Origin of the sequence: Burkholderia sp. RF4-BP95 (assembly GCF_001521985.1) — a bacterium.
Classification (GTDB): domain Bacteria; phylum Pseudomonadota; class Gammaproteobacteria; order Burkholderiales; family Burkholderiaceae; genus Burkholderia; species Burkholderia diffusa.
On the sequence record NZ_LOSX01000055.1, the window covers coordinates 1 to 17,616 of the forward strand.

Below are 17,616 nucleotides of genomic sequence, written 5' to 3' on the forward strand. Positions count from 1 at the left end.
GGAGTGGTGCATGAGTACCCGGATTTTTCTGGGTTGATTGGCCTGGGCAAGGAAGGGCAACGGCCTACCATTCCATCCCCAGGAACACGCAGGGCATCATCAGCCGAACGAATCGGCGGTTCACGGAGGCATGCCATCGCCGCCGATACGGCGTCCTCGCGGTCATCGACGGCGCTGATCGCGCGACGCAGGGTCGCGGGTGACAAGAGCAGATCCACAATGGATGTGGTCCTCCGTGGATGCGTTCCACGGATCGCGCCGCACCGAGATGCGTGAGGCGAGGGCGCGTGGTCGGCGGGAAGGTCGCGCCTCCCGATGTCCCGGACGGGGAGCGCCATGCAGGATAAGCTGCGAACGGGGAAAGCAACCGCCCACAGAACCATGATGGCGCATGGGGCGTGTCGCCATAAGCCGGAAACTGATGAAGCACAATCAGAATCGACTGATTTTAAGCGGCGAAGATCCGGCCTTGCTTGTGCATTGGAACCGGATATTTCTTATTGCAATTTAGGCTGGCGGTGACTCAGCTTAGGATGGGCCCGATGTTGGGTGGCCGATATTTCATAATAAAACCATGATTAAAATTAACCGCTGCAAAGGCGCCGTGCGTCGCACAAATTTGGGATGCACCAGTCGATCGACGGCAGGATGGGCAGGACGTGTGGTGCTTGGGCGACTGGGAGACGGTTGACGACGCCCAACGTCGAGACGCCGCGCAGCGATGCGGTATCGGTACCCGACGGGTGATGTGACGGCCGAGCGGGCGGCGAATAGCGATGGTTGGCCGCCAGGATGTTGTCAAGCCCTTGTCAGTCAAGGCTGTCAGGCGGATTGCGTACCTGCATGGGGTGCAGGCGAGCGGCGCGTCGACAGCGTGATTGATGCGGGCACACTGCTCCGTGCGTAGGACAGCCGGTACTATCTGGTCACCGCGAACGTGACGTTGCGTGAGACCACGGCTGCAGTGCCGGTGCGCGCGCTGGGCCTGGCAGGCGGCACCGACCAAGAGTCGATCGCGTGGCTGCGCCAGTGCATGATGCGCGAGTATCTCCCGGTGCCCGATGGTGGCAACGCCGACGACTATGTGACGTGGGGGCTGGAGGTGCCGAGTGTGACACGCGCGCGGTGCGCCCCGAATTAATTGGGGCTCGGCGCAGTGGGGGCGGCACGACGACCCCAAACCGATTGCGGATGGCGCGGCGTGTGCGGTGGTCGACGTGCATATCGAAACGCGCCGGCCGGTCACCGCCGAGGTATGTGGCGGTGGATCGCAAAGAAGCAATTGCCGAAGCGAATCGCGTGCGGAACGCGCTCAAGTCCTTGTAGGCATTGCTTTTTGCTGGGCCCGGACCCCGCAGGGCCGGAATTCACCGGTTTCTCGATACGTAAAGTGCGTATAACACGTATTCATTATTCCCAGAGGCCACTATGCCGACCATCACCGCTACCTAACTGGCTCGCCACACGCGCCAGATCCTGGATCAGGTCACCCAGCGAGGCGAAACCGTGGTGGTCGAACGCAATCGGACCGTAATCGCGCGCCTGGTGCCCGCCGAACCCGTCATGAATGCCACGCAGGCGCTCGAGGGCCTGCCGCTGAGCCTCGGTGCCGAATGCGGCCCGCTGGCTGCACGACAGCCGCGCTGGCTTCGACGATGGAGTGCGTGATCCGTGGGCATGATCATTGACAGCTGCGTGTGGGTCGGACTCGCCGGTGGTACCGTCAAATCACGCCCCGTGATCGACACCGCCGGCGATGCACCAGTGTTCATCTCGACGATCCCGTTGGGCGAACTGGCGTTTGGCGTGCAATCATGCGCAGACGCCACCGAGCGTGCGCGGCGGGCTGCCCATCTGCGTCAGCTCGAGCGGCGCCCCGTGCTCGACATCACGCGCCACACCGCGGCCGCGCTCGGCGTGCTGGCGGCTGCTGTCAAGCAGGCAGGCCGCTCGCCGGGCCCTCGCTATAACGATCTGTGGATCGCGGCGCCGGCGATTGAGCACGGCTACGCCCTGATGACGCTGAACGTGGTGGATTTCGCGGACCTGCCGGGATTGACCGTGGTCGTGCCGGCGACCGCTAGCACAAATTGACCGATCCCGTTACGAGACCCCATGCCCACCTTGAAACTGACCGCGCGCGTCGAACACGACATTCGTGAGCGCTCACGAAAGCGACGACGCTCAAACCGAACCGCTACGAATGCGGCCTCGCAGTCGGTGCCGCGCTCGGCGCCCTAGGTTATTGGGGACGTCACCCTTGAGATAGGCGTGTCGGCGCTCGACACCCCGTACCGGGCCGATCGTGCGCGGCTGAAAGCGCTCATCTTCGTGCCGGCCGGCACGCAAACCTAACCGGAGCCTGTGACGCGCAACGAATGCGACCAGCAGGCCGACGTGTTCTGGGTACGTCGGCCCTGTCAACAGGAGCCGAAATCACGATCCCGAAGCGTATCTGCGTCATGTGCTGGCGCGCATCGCCGATTACTCGATCAACCAGATTGATGACCTACTGCCCTGGCGGCTGGCACAGGATCTGGCTTGGTCCTCGTACAAGATTGGCGCGTCGGCGCAATCTAGGACAATCGAGTGCATGCGAATCTCGCGCCACTCCTTGAACAGCTTGAGCGTACGGCCTTGCGGCCATAGACGCTCGTCGACATACCGGTCCTCAAGCGTGCGTTCGAAGATTACCTGCCAGTGCTTCTGCAACCAACGCTTGTCAGCAGCATCGGGATCATTGCCGGATGAGGGAACCAGAAAGGCGTTTGCGTTCTCGCTGGCTTGCGCCAGTGTCAAGGCCATGTCGGGGGCGGAATCGTCGCTGTTGATCCAGGCTACGAACGGAACCCACTATGGCAATAACCAGGTTCGCGATAAGGCGTGGCTCCACTGGCATCTCGGCGATCTCGATTGGAAAGCCGCCATGCTAAAGCAAGACGGTGGCAGCGCCACTCTTACGTTCAAATGGGAAGTAAAGTTGGATCTTTTTCGGGCGTTACGATCAGGAAAGCTCGGGCCCACTAAACGGGGTGCCCTCAAGAAACGGATTTTTACGTACGCTAAGCCTTCAGGCCAAGGGTTTCGAGCGTCTCTGCGTAACCCGGAAGATTCCTTCGACTTAGGAGCCTGCCGATTAGCTTCTGGCTCCGCTTGCTATTCACTCCATACGTCGCCGAATCAGCATGTGAGGCGCTTTCGGAAGAAGACGACACGCTCGGTTTCCTCGAAGCCGAGAGCGCAGTGCAATGCCTGAGCGCGGACATTGTCTACCTGTGTATCGGATGCGAATTCGGTGCAGTCATGTGCGGAGCCCCATTGACCGATGGCGGCACACAATGCTTTCGCAATGCCTACCCGGCGCACATTTGGCATGACGTAGATGCCTTCGAGAAAGAGCACAGGTGATGTCTTGCAACCGTTGACGTAGTCGTGATGCACTGCGGCTTCGGCGAAACCAATCGGCGCACTATCGGAAGAAAAGGCAATGAATGTCGCATAGCGATGCTGGTCGGCCAGCAGCCGCTGGGTTTCGAGAATGTGCTCGTCGTCGCTCACGTGTTGCCAGAGCAAGCGTCGCAGCGAACACCACGCACCAATGTCATGGGGTAAAACAGCCCGAACCGTAAATGAGACAGAAGGCATGCTTGAATGGGTAATCGATTTAGCGACGGTTTGTCAGATTGGAGCATACCCTATCCTGATGTCAGGAAACTCTATCAGAAACATCAGGATAGGGCTATCTTCTGAATTGTTTGACACGTCATGCCGAACGCCATCGATTTCAGGGCTGACATTTTCACTGGATTGTCCCGTCGTGAAGAGCGGTCAACGAGTCGGCTATGTGCGGGTCAGTTCGTTCGAGCAGAGCGCCGAGCGTCAGCTTGACGGCGTCGAACTGTGTCGCATCTTTACCGACAAGGCGTCGGGCAAGGACACGTGACGGCCACAGCTCGATGCGCTGCTGAGTTTTGTGCGAGCCGGCGACACGGTGGTGGTTCACAGCATGGACCGGCTCGAGCGAAACCTCGATGATCTGCGGCACATCGTCCAATCGCTCACGCAGCTCGATGTACGCATCGAATTTACAAAGGAATGCTTGGCGTTCACGGGGGAAGACTCACCCATGGCGAACCTGATGTTGTTGTCAGTGATGGGAGCGTTTGCAGAGTTCGAGCGCGCGTTGATGCGGGAGCGCCAACGCGAAGGCATTGCGCTCGCGCGTCAGCGCGGCGCGTATCGCGGCCGCAAACCAACGTTGTCCACGCACAGGTCGCGGATGTGCGGCGTCGCGTCGAAGCCGGCGAACGCAAGGCACAGATCGCGCGTGACTACGGGATAAGCCGGGAAACATTGTCCCAGTACCTGCGCTCGCCGAGGTGACACATGCCTCGTCGGGAACTCCTTACGTCCGCTCAACGCTTCGAGCTGTTCGCCTTTCCCGAGGACGAAAGCGAGCTGATCCCGCTTGCCACGCTATCGAAGGAAGATTTCGCCTTTGTGAGGCAACATCGCAGCGATCACAACCGGCTCGGCCTGGCTGTTCTCATGATCCATTTGCGGCATCCCGGTCGGGTGCTGGGTCCGAGCGAGAAGCCGCACGCGCCTGTGCTCGGTATTATCGCAACTCAATTGCGGGTTTCGCCAGCCGTGAGGGATCTGTATGTCCAGCGTGACGAAACCCGGCGTGAGTATCTGCAGGAACTCCTTGCCCGTTCAGGGCTTGTCCAGTTTACGCGCCGACACTATCGCGGGCTGTCCGAGTTTCTGCTGCCCGTCGCCATGCAGACGATTCAGGGTATCGTGCTCGCGTGCGCCGCGGTGAATGAACTGCGACGTCAACGCGTGTTGCTGCCGCCCATCGCTGCGCTCGAGAAGCTTTGCGTGGCAGTGGCGACCAAGGCCGAGCGTGAAGTGTACGGGCTGCTCACCGAGCCATTGACTGATGAGCAACGTGCGGCTCTCGACGCGCTTTTGCCGCCTTACGGCGAGCGCCCTGTGAGCAAATTGGCGTGGCTGAGGCAATCGCCTGAGGGCCCCAGCGCCAAGGCCATGATCGCGCATATCGAGCGGCTGAAGGCGATCCGCGAGCTTGGCCTGCAGCCTGACGCCGGTCACAGTATCCACCAGAACCGGTTTCTGCGGCTTGCCCGCGAAGGCGGCCAGACCGCCGTCTATCAGATCGAGGAGTGCGAGACCGACAGGCGCATCTGAATTACCAATCGCCTGCCGCGTTCGCACAGCGCTTCTATCTGAATCAGATCGCCGCTTAACCCGTTGGCCTCCACGAATTCCGTCCGACCTCAATCAATGGTCGTGCGGTTTATTCGCAAGACATTTTTTAAGTCTTATAGACAGTCCGCACCATCACGTCCATTGACTTCATCGAATGTTTTGTACGTTCAAAAACCGATCATCGCGCTCGCTTCACGTAAAACTTCCTCAGTCATCGTGCGAGAATCAACACATCTCCCTCAATATGGCTCTGCGAGGTCCGGTCGTGCGTCGAAATTTCCTTCGCCATCGAGGTTTTTTCCAACCCCAAAGCACTCTCCGAATCGCATTGTCGATAGCGTCATCCCGGCGTCGTCCTGCAAGACTCCGGCCTCACCCGCACCGCACGGCCCCTTGTAGCCAGCAAGTCGACCATACTCGGCGAGGTAAGGAAGCGGGTATTCAGATTTCCCTACGGCGCTGCTTTAATCTGCAATTGAGACACAACCGACTCACGTTGAAGCGGCCACCCATCGTCCGAGCGGAGCGCAGTCTACCATTACGGTCGATCAATGCCGATGCCGACGAATTCACACGGAGGAATTTCCTGCGACCGAAGGTAATAGACACGTCGGCGCCCGCGTGACCGGCATACGATGTCCCGCAAGCGCTTCTCATCGGACTCAGCCTCGTGAATTGGATCCAAGCCGGTCGACATCCTCTGGAGCTATGCCCTAACCACAAAGGAGAGCCATGCCCTCATCCGTTAGTCAACACCGCAGATCCTCAGGCAAGCACTACAACAACACTCAAAGGTATGTTGGGGACGATGTCAGTCAGGCACGAACGAATGCCATTGCACGCACACCAAGCAACCCTGTTGCCCACGCCCAAGCACATCTCATACTGCTGGGATTGCTGTCGATTTCGAACGCAGCCCACTCGGAGAGACTTGCGGACAATACGACCACCCGCGGTGCGCGGCACCCCAACGGCGAAGCATCGACTAAGAATCAATGCGACGCTGGCACACATATACAGAGCCCGCGGCTCGGAGGTGCGGACAGATCTGCAGGCGAAGCGATGACGCTATATTGCTCTATCTCGCCATCACGTAGGACATGGGCTCACGTTCCACGAGACTTGCCTCCAGCTTCCGTTCCGCAAGCGACCGAAGCAAGCGATCGATATCAAGGCCCCTTACGTTTAGTGTGCGCAGGTCAGCTAGAGCACGACCTTGGAGTTGAATCGGGGCAGACGTGGTATCGACGGACATGGGACTGGATTAACGCGTTTGATCCACTGATCTTCCCCGCCTCTCATGCGAGGAATCTCGAAGAAGAACGAAATCCGCGTGAGCGCTTCTGGAGGCAACGGCTACAGAACCAACTGAACTCCGAAATCTATTCGAACGTTCAAATTGATCAGACTGCCGAATCGAACCCGCTACCATCAAGTGCCGAAGCTGACTCCGCGAGCAAAGGCGAAATACTCGAATGGCTCCTTGACGAGCACATCATCTCAAGGTTACAAGTTGCTCGCGCTCACTCGGCAATGTACCTGCTACGCGAGAACGGCGAGCTAGTCGGGACGCTCGAGTCCTGCGCGTATCAGCGCGGTGAGTTTCTTGACGAAATACTGAATCACCGCGGCCTAGTGGTTGGCCTCATCCTGCTCAAATGCCTCCCGCCTCGTCACTCCGGAAGACCGTCCGTCGATATCGTAGGCCTGCCTCCTTCAATTGCGAGTATCCTCCACGACTACTACAGTACAAGTGGAACTGAACGAATGAGGATGGACAACGAACTCCGAGATTCTGCGAGTTTGCCACCATTCGGAACGTCTTTGAACGTCGACGAGGCGTGGCAGACCATTCAGTCTGCACTGTTCCAACCAACACCCAACTCGACTGATCCGACACCGACTCCTCCAGCGACAGCATCCTCTATCGTGCTGCGCGATATGGATACCGGGATACATCGCGCAGTGCAGCTTGAGCTATTGGGTGAAGATGGCTTCTGGTACCCTCTGCGCTATAGCGGCGACGATAGTTTTTCGGCCACGGTCCCCGGCGCCCCGTCTGATGTGGTGACTCTTGACAGCGAAACGGGGAAAGCGCGCTTCATGAAGGGATGGAGCGGGCACTACGACAGCTTATTCGACGTGCAAATCCGGGACGAATCTCCATTCGTTACCATCCTCGGCGTTCCGAGGCAAATTCGCCGTGTATGCCTTGGAAGCGATTGCTTTCTCAGCTATCCAGAAATCTATGGGACAGCTGTTATGGGAAACAGCGACGATCACTGCCCGGTGTACATCAACCCTCTATCAAGAACATGGCACCCACTCATCGAGAACGATACTCCGATTCATAATCGAGACGAAGTAAGAATTCTCGAGTTGATCGCAGAACCGCCGCGGCAAAATGTCATATATGGCCGGCCTGAGCATGTCGACACCAAAGCCGGCCCTCGATTCCGGGTGATGAATCCAAGTAATAGCGACCCGTTAGAACAGTACGAAGTAGTCGAAATGCTAGGGATGCTCATACCGGCCAGAAAAAGGTTGGCCAAAAGCAATGCTACTTTGTATGAAATCTTCGATCGCAATGATCTTCTTGGTGAGTGCCATTCCATCAAGTGGAACGGTTCGCGCTGGGCGTTCGATCACGACGCAACATCGCCGCCCCACGCCTACTTGTCAGCGCAACCGAAAACAGTGCTCCCTGAGCTTACGCCAGCGACGTCGACTGACTTGACGCCCCCCGAAATCGCGCCCTGGGCCCCTAACCCCGAATTCCCGTTACACGAGCGTCATGAGAGTTCAACCGGCGTATCGACGGAGGATGGTAAGACCCGTGGATCCGAACATGCCAATTCCACGATGGATCCGCATGATGCCAGTCTCATACTGAGACGCTTTTTCCAGATATGGAGCGAAGTCTTTCCGAATATTCGCGATATAGCACGTTCCAAGTTGAAGGCCGAGATCAAAGCCCGTACTGATGTCGACGTTGATCCAGATCGGGTCTATTTCATGCGTTTTGATTCCGCCCAGAGTGACCCGGGAACCATAACGGGATGGGCGCATATTGGCAAACCGGCAGAGGAGCGTGCTCTAACAACTAGTCTGCTCACGAACTTTCCTGCAAGTGCCGTCGAGCACCCGTGGGTCGTCGACCAGCTTTCCGGAATTTACTCGGTTAAGTCCACGGAGGCAGAGCGCTTCGATGGTAAGAACGAGGTTCGAATTCGACCATCGCAATTGATGAAAATCGTTCGCGAAATCGACTTCTATGAAGTTGCGCGACACCAACTTCAACAGGTGTGGCGCATGATTGATCTTCAAGAAATCCAAAACGCCGTAGTCCTCGTGAGTAACCTCGCCACACCTGCGAACAACATGTCTTCAATTGACATAAGCTACGTGTTGCGTGGCGTACGGTACTTCGATAACAAACCGCGCGTCGATGTCTACTACTTCGATATCAACGGGTATGCAGCAACCGATATGCTCGTATTCGAAGACGCGCTTAGCAAGCACGTAGTGCTCTACTTGCCGCGCAGTCGTCGTGCGCTTTTCTCATTCGCCAACGAGCATGAAATGCGGCAATGGGTCCTAGATGGCTGCCGCATTCCAGATCGCCGCGACGACATAGCGCAACATTTTTCATTGTTTGACCGTCAGGACGGTGCAACCTATAGCGGCGTCGACACCTGGCTGTCAACGTTTGCGGAGGACCGACGAGGCAGCTATCTCCGAAACATATTCAGCCGAAAAACAATCATCACCGAAAGAGGCGTTTTCCGCGCAATGGCAGAACGACAGAAGGCCCGATCTTTCAGCGATCTCGATATCGCTGTCAAGTCTGATTCTGAAGTGGACCGCGACCGCGCAATTCTCTATTCGGATGCCTTCAATACAATACTGCCGAATCCCGTAACGCCATTTGTGAGTCTTGGGTTGCACATGGACGCAGCCATCAACGGTGATACCCCGGAAGAACGCGTGGCAGGGATGGCCGGCGCGCTAGCGGATACCGGGAACGTCGCGTTCATGGCCGTTCAGGCAGGGATCGCCAAAATCTTCGACGGTGTCATAGGTTTCGATAGCGATGCATTCCACGCCGCCGTCCGGGAGAACCTCGGTAGGCTGTCAAATGCTCACACAATTGAATGGAGCCAGGGGCGATGGATTGCGAACGCCGATACCTCCCCGCGTGCCTCCGATCAATTGCGCAGGCGCGTGACGCCTGACATGTATGCGCCGGAAGTGACGGACGCCCAGCTAACGTTGCCCGATCAGTTGGGCCTACGTTCGGCAGCCGATGGAAGTAGGTACCTAAAAATTGAGGGACACCATCTGAAGATATCGAAATGGGGCGGCGCAGCGAACCGCTACTTCATCACCGCGGAAAATGGTCGAAAGATTGGGCTGCGCTTTGATGCCGGCAGGTTCCGCTTTGAAACGATCGCTGAACGGCTCGACATTCTCTTTCAATTCGGGCTCGGAGGTAAAGGGAGCAAGCTTTCATTTAACGGGGCGAGAAGAACCGGCGACTCGCGCGGTGCAGCCAGGACAGGTCCACGAGGCAATGCCCCTGCGGAACCCGCGAGTGCACCACCATCTGACTATTTCGAGCCTCTTTCGGGCGTTCGACATTCGACGCATCGAAATGGAGAAGCAGTATATTCAATGGCCCAACAAGATACATTGCGACGGCTGTCGACTCCCATCTCAAGCAGCAACACCTACAAGCAAGTCCCTAACAATAATCCTGCCTTCTATGGGAGCGGTAATCTCTATGAAGTCCGCAGCTCCGCGAAATCGTCGTCAGTTGAATCGGCCTATTCCGTTGTCGAGATGAATGGCCTACTCGTTCCGGCTAGGGAAAACTTCATCGAGGGACACGGAAGCAGCTACGAAATCTACGACCTGCATGCGCTCGACAAGCCGGGACTGTCGATTGAATGGGAGGACTCACGTTGGATATTTGAGCCGCCGACGTCCCGGCACCTCTCGACTGATCTGCTCGAGCGAATGCGGGAAATCAGTCCGGCCGGTATTGACGCTCGGCAGCTTTCTTCTCCGGACAGCATCGGACTACGTTGGGACGTTAGAAACCAAGTCTATGTGAAGATCGACGGAGGGTACGTTGCACTGAAGCAATTCCACTATCACGGAAAACAACAACTGTACGGTGTCTGGTCAGACAACGCACCGACAATGACCTACACCGCTGGAGCCTTTCGGCTGCTCCCCGGCAGCGATTGGAGGCTCGCGAAAATTCCGCTGGAGGTTTACAGCGTCCCAAACGAATTCGAGACCTTTATGGCAATGTTTGAACATTGGCCCTCGCGTACCTGGCGTTTACGCGGTGGCCTTCGCCGTGCAGACGCTGACCCTAGATTTCACGAAGCGATCGTGCTCGCACGGCGACTCAATACTGATGCCGCGACATTCTTTAAACACCACCGGCAAACAGTCCGAACTGCCGAACCCTTGCTTTCGGAAAGTGCGACGGATTATCAAGTCCTCGAGACGCTGTTCAAAAACAAGGATGGTATTGTTTTTGGGGAAGAGCACGACAAAATTGCTACCGTGAGGGCACTCATCGAAAATATTGAAGAGTTCAAGCGTCTAGGTGTAGTAACCTTGTACCTTGAGGGATTTTTCGCTGATTTCTCAGGGGCAGAACTGGAGAGCTATTCTTCAACACCGGGTGCGTCGATGCCAGAGCACATCGAGCAATGGGCCGATATTCTTTCCAGCGGAGAGGGTCTCGATCCAAACGGGCGATACACAAAACGAGAGTTGATTCGCCTCGCACACGCCAACAACATCGAAATCCGTCCGCTCGACTGCATTGCAAGCTATTTTGGTTCATTCTTTCCATTTTTCGACTACCAGTTCTTTCGTACGCGCCTAAAGATGATGAACTATTTTGGCGCGGCGACGATTGTCCAGCATCGCTGGGCAAAAGGTGGAGGTAAGTGGATCGCGCTTACCGGAGCCTCACACATCAACATGAAACACGGGATTCCGGGTTTGGCGGAACTCACGGACAGCTTCGGCATTCGAGTGAAGGAAGGCTCTCGGCTGGCACAGTCGAGCATCTCGCCCGGTCGTAACCTACACCGCAATATTGACTTTCACTACGATTACGTTTGGCTTCGCCCTGATACCCGCCACCCTGCGGTCCTCCGCTCGGACAACACTCGTCTGTGGGAAAACGCGCAGGCGACTCTTGGGCAGGTGCAACTCGATCTATATGAAATACCAGATCGAGCTGGCTGGCGAGACGCTATGGCCGAGAAGGTGATGGAATATCGCGGATTGGATCAAAGGTACGCCGATCTCAGCGCGAGTAGGCAAGAAAAAGACCTGCTGCAGGCATTTTTCCGACAACGCGAAGCTCTGCGGGAAGAGGCGGTCCAATTTTTTGAACAGCTGCCCAACGATGACACTGCATTGACAAACCCCTTACCGCTAGCTATCGATCCGATTCAATCTGACTCAAGTATTCTAAATGCGTTATTTAGCAAAAAAGAGGGGATCGTGTTCGGGGAATCACGCACGCAAATTGAAAGCAAGAAGTTGTTGATCGAGAACATGTCAAGCCTAAGGTCAGCGGGCGTTAAGACACTATATCTTGAACAGCTTCTCAGCGACGTCCACCAGGCTGACATTGATGCCTATCTTCGAGCGTCGGATGCAATAATGTCTCCGAAGCTTCGCGCTTACCTTGATGACATGTCCGCCGGAGTTGGTATCGATCCTGACGGCCCCTATACATACCACACCCTAATCGAACGAGCACGCAGGGATCGCATCAACGTGATAGCACTTGACTGTACAGCGAGCTACAAGGTAAGCGACCTATTGGGCGATTACCCGAATGCACGCGGCCAAATGATGAACTACTACGCAAGCTCAACAATATCCCAACATCAAGCGGCTCTAGGCAATACGAAATGGATAGCACTTGTCGGGAATTCACATACAAACACCTTTTCAGGTATACCAGGGATTGCTGAGCTGACCAACGGCATTGGCGTGCGCGTCGAGCCAGACGACACGCTCTTGCGATCAACGTTTCTTCCGGATGCTGGAAGAGAACTCTGGGATATTCGATATGGTAAAACAAGCCTGCGGGCTGACTATGTCTGGATACGCCCGTCCGCCCAGTCGACCCCAGAAGATCTATAAGTTCATCAGCGAACAGCTCGACGCAACACTGGATATTTGGACCGACGAACAGGCAAGCGCATCCCCATCTGGTCGATCATTTATCAGACATCATTCAAGTTTTTCTGCAGGCACGACACGCTGGTGTAGACAACATTCTAGGCGGGGACGAGAAAATTCCCCTGATCCGGTGGACTGCAACTCCCTCCAAATTCCTGTCGAAGATGGCGCTTCAAATCGTTCGAACAGAGAACAGCGAGATCGGCACCGGGATCATCGACATCGTCCAGGTGGCGCAAGGCAGCGGACCATTGACGCTTGGTTTGGTCTGGATTCTCATCGGCCTGTTCACACTCGGTCAATCGAGGTCAAGTCACGCCCATCACGCAAGGAACGACTTTGACAATATTGCTCGATGGGTCGTCAGAATGTTCCAGGAAGGCGTGTCTATGTTGCTAGGTCTGGGGGTGGTCACGGCTCTTGCTTGGTTGACCAAAGGCGACGGGAGCGCTGCGGCACTAACGGCCCTATCCGCAGTGCTTGCGGTCAGTTTCCAATTGTTCGCCTGCTGTGTGCATGCTTCCCGGAAAGGGACCTCGGATTGAATCGGAAAACACATGGTTCGTCGAAAATACAAAAGAAAAAGTCACCTTGCAGAGGCGATAAATCGCTCAAGTCCGGGATGGCAATTGTTTTGGTCCGTTGTCGTTGTTCGTGTCTTCGTCTTCTCGATGGTGATGTACTTCTCTCACTGAAAGATCGGAAAACAAATGCAGAAATTGCTTGCGGCAAAAAAGCGTATGACGAGGACAACGGTAACGACCCGATCCGACTCTCCGACTATATTGCGGCTCTCGACGCATTCGAGTCCATCGTCGTGAAGGTTCATGGATGATCACCGCTGGGCGTTCCTCGTCTGGACGCGCTTCGGTTTCGAGCGTGGGATCGCACGGTTTTCACTTTTCCATGACCGCGCGCATTGCGTCGGATTGAAGCGCGCGATGTGCCGGGTGCGCGCACGCCGACAATTTCTCCGGAACAAATTTCGATATCCGCTTCCCGCCAGATTTGGCGATCGCCGTCGAAGTAGGTGGTATGTTCGATGACCCAGCGCGCACCAGACCGGATGGCCTGCATTTCTTTCGGATCACACGAAAACGCCTGCCGTTCGCTCTGACGGTGATTCACTATCGTATCCGCGTGCATGGTGGAAATTTTTGCGAGTGTTGCTGTCCACGAGTGGCTCGCCGTCAAAGTTCTTGCGCAACGAGAATCTTTGCAAAATACTCGCGTTGTACGGCTGGCAAGTTGAGCCCCACGGCGTCGGCCGGATCCTTGATAAACGAGATGGTTGACAGTTCCGGGTCAGTCTGACATTCGAGGAACGATGTGATTCTTTCCGAAACTTCGGATCTGGACCACTTCAATCGAGCCTCTTTGAAAAAAGCGCACCGCACATCGTTCTCGATTCGCGTCCACCCGTTGACCAACTCGTAGTCCGTGCGAGTCAAGCCGGTTTCTTCTTCCACCTCGCGGGCCAGGGAACGTTCCAAAGCAACGGTTCCGTCCGGCATGACGTCGTCATCATTCAAGGTCCCGGACGGGAAGTAGGTCAAGCCAGCGTTCGATGTGTGCGACGCCATTGTACCAAGTACATAAAAACCATCAGATGTCCTGATTGCAGCGATTGGAAAGCATAGCTTTGCGCTTCTGTCAGGATGGTCGAGTTCTCTCCATGCCATGAATGCTGCATAAGTAGTTCGAAGTAGGTCCACCTGCAACAATTGATCGTCACCAGTGGCGTCGTAGGACATCAGCACTGGGCCATTGAAAATTTTTGGTTGGTTTTCCTTCAGGAAAGTCCAGATCCTGGAAATGTCGGACGAACGTGTAGTCTCGAAATTCCAGTGAACTTGAGGATCTAGTCTCGCCGACACAGACGAGTACTTGTGAAAAATGCCCATTGCTTCCCTCGACAAAGAAGTTCGTTCCGCCGCTACAGGATTCGCTGCTCTACTTCCGCCTCGACATTGAAGTGTTTCTGCATCTCGCTCTGCATGAAATCGATCAGCTGGCAAATGTCGTATGCTCGTCCGGGACGTCGAACAACAATGAACCCAGCGTGCTTGGGCGAGATTTGTGCAGTGCCAATGGCGAAACCCTTGTACCCGAGCGACTCGATCATTTCACCGATCTTCAGACCCCGCGACGGTCGTTTGAACACGCTCCCTGCATTCGGTTCTGAACCGGGAAAACGCTCTCGTCGGAGTGCAAGATTCGACAGTCGCCGAATACGTAGTTCCCACGGGTCGCCATCACGCAGTCGGAAGTACGCGCCGAGCACCACGTACAAGCCGTTCTGGAAGCGCGACGATCGGTATCTCCATCCGCACTCCGACTGATCAAGTTCGATTACCTGTCGGGTTTGAATCGAATAAACTCGGACCGACTGGGCGACGCTAGAAATGTCGTCTCCAAATGCGCCCGCGTTCATCACTATGCCACCACCGACCGATCCGGGAATGTTTCCCAGAAACTCGAATCCTGCAAGTCCGAAGCGCTCACATGCCAAGCCAACCCTGCGAAGGCTAGCGCCGGCGTCGGCATATACAACATGGTCGTCAAGCCGGGTGATAGTGCCGAACTGACGACCGAATTTCATCATGCGCGAGTAGCGTCCTCGAGACAGAATCACGTTGCATCCACGGCCGAGAATCGGAAATGACGCTGGGCCGCCGCGCTCGAGCATTTCAACTACGTCGTCTGCGCAGCGCGGCAGCAGCAGTTCTTCGCAGACCGAGGCAAGCCGATAGGAGTTGGCGTACTCAAGATTGACGTTACGCCGGATTTTTGGGTTGTCCATGACGATCGCGTTTGGTCAGCAAGTAGGGCCCCAGTGCAAGCGTCCGGAGCCCAGATCGGACGAAAACCGAAACGGCATCTTCTGGCGTTTCTACAATCGGCTCGCCGTGAATGTTGAACGATGTGTTCAGCACGGCCGGAATGCCTGTCAGCGCGTGGAATCGCTCGACCAGACGGTAGTAGGTCTCGTTATCGTCTCGCCGCAGGATCTGCGCGCGAGCCGTCTTGTCTTTTGGATGGATTGCAGCGGCAAGCGACTTCGCGCCCTCAGCGGTTGTATCAAAGGAGATCATCATATGTGGCGAGCGAGGCGCTGCTTTGGTAGCCAACAATTGATTAACACCGATGTCGAGTACTGATGGAGCGAAGGGCATCCAGAAGTCGCGTGATTTGATGGCTGAGTTGATTTCCTGGAGGTTTTCGATCGAATCTGGACGACTAAGAATCGACCGATTGCCAAGCGCCCTCGCGCCGAACTCGGCACCTGCCGCAAAGCGAGCCACGATATTTCCTGCCGCCAGCTGTTCTGCCACTGCGGCTTCAATATCCTCTGGTCGAGCTATGGTCACGTCGGCATCCGTCAGTGCCTCGAGTGCACGCTCGTATGCGTCGGGAGCATAGCGCCGGCCGCAGTAGATATCACGTAGCCCACCTTGGGGAGATACACCGATCTTTGAAGAGAGCGCCCATGCTGCTCCAAGGCTGTTGCTCTCGTCGCCACACGATGGAACGACGTAGAAATCTGCGATCGATGGGTGTTGGCTTAGGCGTTGGTTCAGCTTTACATTCATAAATGCACCGCCCGCTACCGCGAGCGAATCGGTTCCGAGCGCTCTCGTAACATTCAGCACCCATTCAGTCACGAATTCTTCAAAGAATATCTGCAAGCCGGCAGCCAATTCATCGAAGCGGCGCCGCTTCAGATTTTCGTCGAGGAACTTGGGCTGGAGTTCGCTCGGTGGTACCCCCTCCACTCGTCGCCATGCATACTCGCCGGCAGAAGGCTGAGCAAACATCGACGAGAAGAATTGACTAATCTCTTTGGCGCCCTTGCTACCGGCCGCGTATGGCGCTAGTCCCATGAGCTTGTACTCGTGCTCAAGTGGAACGAATCCAAGCAGATAAGTGAGGTAACTGTAGAGCTGCGCAATCGAATCGTCGCGAGGTATGCGGCACGTCTCCGTCAACGTACGTCCTTCGCCGACGAATACGGCGCCTGATGCGCCGTCTCCTTGTCCGTCGCAGGTCAATACTGCGCAGCGCTCGTGGTTGAACCGACCACGGCCGAAGTACGCGGCGGAGGCATGACATGTATGGTGATCGATGAACTCGATTGGCCCCGCATAGCCTTTCGTACGGAGTCGCTCCGACCGCTCCGCCGCCTTCATGTTCGCGTTCGACGCATCAATCTTGTCGTCGGGTGTTTTGAGGACCTGTGCGTAATGAGTGCCGCTAAAGAGTTCCTTGAATACTGCCATTACTTCATTCCGGTCATGCATCGCATCGTTCCGGAAAGTCTGTGTGCTGAACGCGGTAGCGTCGATATTGGACCAGTTCAGTCCAGCTAGATCGAGCAACTCTGCGATCGCATATTCCGGAAACCCCCCTTGGTTCTTCGTTCGTGTATATCGTTCTTCCTGCACTACGCCGAAGAGTTTTCCGTCGAGAATCAGTGCTGCCGACGAGGTGTGTCCATCATGAATTCCGAGAACATTCATTACAAAGACCCCAGGTTTTCAAATCAGATAAGAATTTTCCGTGGTCGGTATAGTGGTGCGAGGAAAATCCGAACTCCTTTGCGGATTGCACATTCTCAGCGTTGTCGTCGATCAATGTAAAGTCATCAACGCGGACGTTTGAGTAGATATTCCGCACATATTCAAAGATCCGCTTGTCAGGTTTTTCCACGCCAACTTCGAACGAGAGGACTGAGTTTTGACAAATCGATTGAATTTCATATCGATTGCACAGAGTCGCCCAATGCTCATGATTCGTGTTTGAGCAGAGAACAACGGGGTGCGTCGCGCCGACGGAGCGGATGGTCTCAAACATCAAGGTATTCGGTGAAAAATGACTAGACCAATCAGACAGAAATTCTGCATACGTCCCCTTCCACGAAAAATCGCGGGTCAGCGAGACCTGAAGGTCGAGCAGCGTTGAAGTGCCGGTGCCGATACCGCTCTGTCTGATTACCGCTAGTAGTTCGCCCTCATCAGGTGGCCGTGGCATGCGTGAAGCGAGACGCTTCAGCAGGCTGGCGTTGTCGTGAAAAATGACTACGCCTCCAATGTCAAACACGAGAATCTTTGACAAAATGCTTACTCCGCGAAGTATCGAAGGAGGTTGCTCGAC

The 17,616-nt window shown here is 55.8% G+C and carries 12 protein-coding genes, 2 pseudogenes and 1 riboswitch; of the genes and pseudogenes, 7 read left to right on the plus strand and 7 right to left on the minus strand.

Annotated features, from left to right (window positions below; translation table 11 throughout):
- Positions 1-82 precede the first annotated feature (82 nt).
- A riboswitch (Fluoride riboswitch) is annotated at positions 83-150 on the minus strand.
- Between the two features lie 820 nt (positions 151-970).
- The 3 genes and pseudogenes from WS46_RS36925 to WS46_RS34235 form a co-directional block, all read left to right on the plus strand.
- Positions 971-1,141 (plus strand): baseplate J/gp47 family protein, encoded by a 171-nt coding sequence (locus WS46_RS36925; RefSeq protein WP_373558367.1) that lies wholly within the window; start codon positions 971-973, stop codon positions 1,139-1,141.
- A gap of 530 nt (positions 1,142-1,671) precedes the next feature.
- A complete protein-coding gene (locus WS46_RS19495; protein WP_059533358.1) occupies positions 1,672-2,094 on the plus strand; it encodes a type II toxin-antitoxin system VapC family toxin in 423 nt (140 codons plus the stop codon).
- A 346-nt stretch (positions 2,095-2,440) separates the two neighbouring features.
- A pseudogene (locus WS46_RS34235) lies at positions 2,441-2,527 on the plus strand (transposase domain-containing protein); the annotation flags it as partial.
- On the opposite strand, the gene WS46_RS35520 reads toward WS46_RS34235, so the two are convergent.
- Positions 2,485-2,805 carry a hypothetical protein gene (locus tag WS46_RS35520; RefSeq protein WP_059533356.1) on the minus strand — a complete coding sequence of 107 codons (321 nt, stop codon included), beginning with the start codon at positions 2,803-2,805 and terminating at the stop codon, positions 2,485-2,487. The pseudogene WS46_RS34235 and the gene WS46_RS35520 overlap by 43 nt on opposite strands.
- A gap of 375 nt (positions 2,806-3,180) precedes the next feature.
- Positions 3,181-3,645, minus strand: a complete 465-nt coding sequence (gene aac(6'), locus WS46_RS19505) for an aminoglycoside 6'-N-acetyltransferase (RefSeq protein ID WP_059533354.1) — start codon at positions 3,643-3,645, stop codon at positions 3,181-3,183.
- 172 nt (positions 3,646-3,817) lie between these two features.
- On the opposite strand from aac(6'), the pseudogene WS46_RS36240 reads away from it, so the two are divergent.
- The 4 genes and pseudogenes from WS46_RS36240 to WS46_RS19530 all read left to right on the plus strand — a co-directional run bounded on the left by WS46_RS36240 (position 3,818) and on the right by WS46_RS19530 (position 13,007).
- Positions 3,818-4,383: pseudogene (locus WS46_RS36240) on the plus strand (recombinase family protein).
- 3 nt (positions 4,384-4,386) lie between these two features.
- Positions 4,387-5,214 (plus strand): DUF4158 domain-containing protein, encoded by an 828-nt coding sequence (locus WS46_RS19520; protein ID WP_059691474.1) that lies wholly within the window; start codon positions 4,387-4,389, stop codon positions 5,212-5,214.
- 1,794 nt (positions 5,215-7,008) lie between these two features.
- Complete coding sequence (locus WS46_RS19525; RefSeq protein ID WP_156443158.1) at positions 7,009-12,423, plus strand: membrane-targeted effector domain-containing toxin; 5,415 nt, start codon at positions 7,009-7,011, stop codon at positions 12,421-12,423.
- 203 nt (positions 12,424-12,626) lie between these two features.
- Positions 12,627-13,007 carry a hypothetical protein gene (locus WS46_RS19530; protein ID WP_059533346.1) on the plus strand — a complete coding sequence of 127 codons (381 nt, stop codon included), beginning with the start codon at positions 12,627-12,629 and terminating at the stop codon, positions 13,005-13,007.
- A 280-nt stretch (positions 13,008-13,287) separates the two neighbouring features.
- Here the strand turns inward: WS46_RS19530 and WS46_RS34240 are convergent, their stop codons facing one another.
- The 5 genes from WS46_RS34240 to WS46_RS36515 form a co-directional block, all read right to left on the minus strand.
- Complete coding sequence (locus WS46_RS34240; protein WP_257127669.1) at positions 13,288-13,590, minus strand: hypothetical protein; 303 nt, start codon at positions 13,588-13,590, stop codon at positions 13,288-13,290.
- 62 nt (positions 13,591-13,652) lie between these two features.
- Complete coding sequence (locus tag WS46_RS19535) at positions 13,653-14,366, minus strand: NUDIX hydrolase (protein WP_059691476.1); 714 nt, start codon at positions 14,364-14,366, stop codon at positions 13,653-13,655.
- 32 nt (positions 14,367-14,398) lie between these two features.
- Entirely contained in the window at positions 14,399-15,265 is an 867-nt protein-coding gene (gene murB / locus WS46_RS19540) for a UDP-N-acetylmuramate dehydrogenase (protein ID WP_059533343.1), read from the minus strand.
- Positions 15,240-16,982, minus strand: a complete 1,743-nt coding sequence (locus WS46_RS34245) for a carbamoyltransferase C-terminal domain-containing protein (protein ID WP_082721926.1) — start codon at positions 16,980-16,982, stop codon at positions 15,240-15,242. Before WS46_RS34245 ends, murB begins: the two co-directional genes overlap by 26 nt.
- The gene (locus WS46_RS36515; protein WP_257127668.1) at positions 16,960-17,577 is read right to left on the minus strand and encodes an HAD family hydrolase; all 618 of its coding nucleotides are present in this window, start codon (positions 17,575-17,577) and stop codon (positions 16,960-16,962) included. The genes WS46_RS34245 and WS46_RS36515 overlap by 23 nt, the downstream gene beginning before the upstream one ends.
- Between the last annotated feature and the right edge of the window lie 39 nt (positions 17,578-17,616).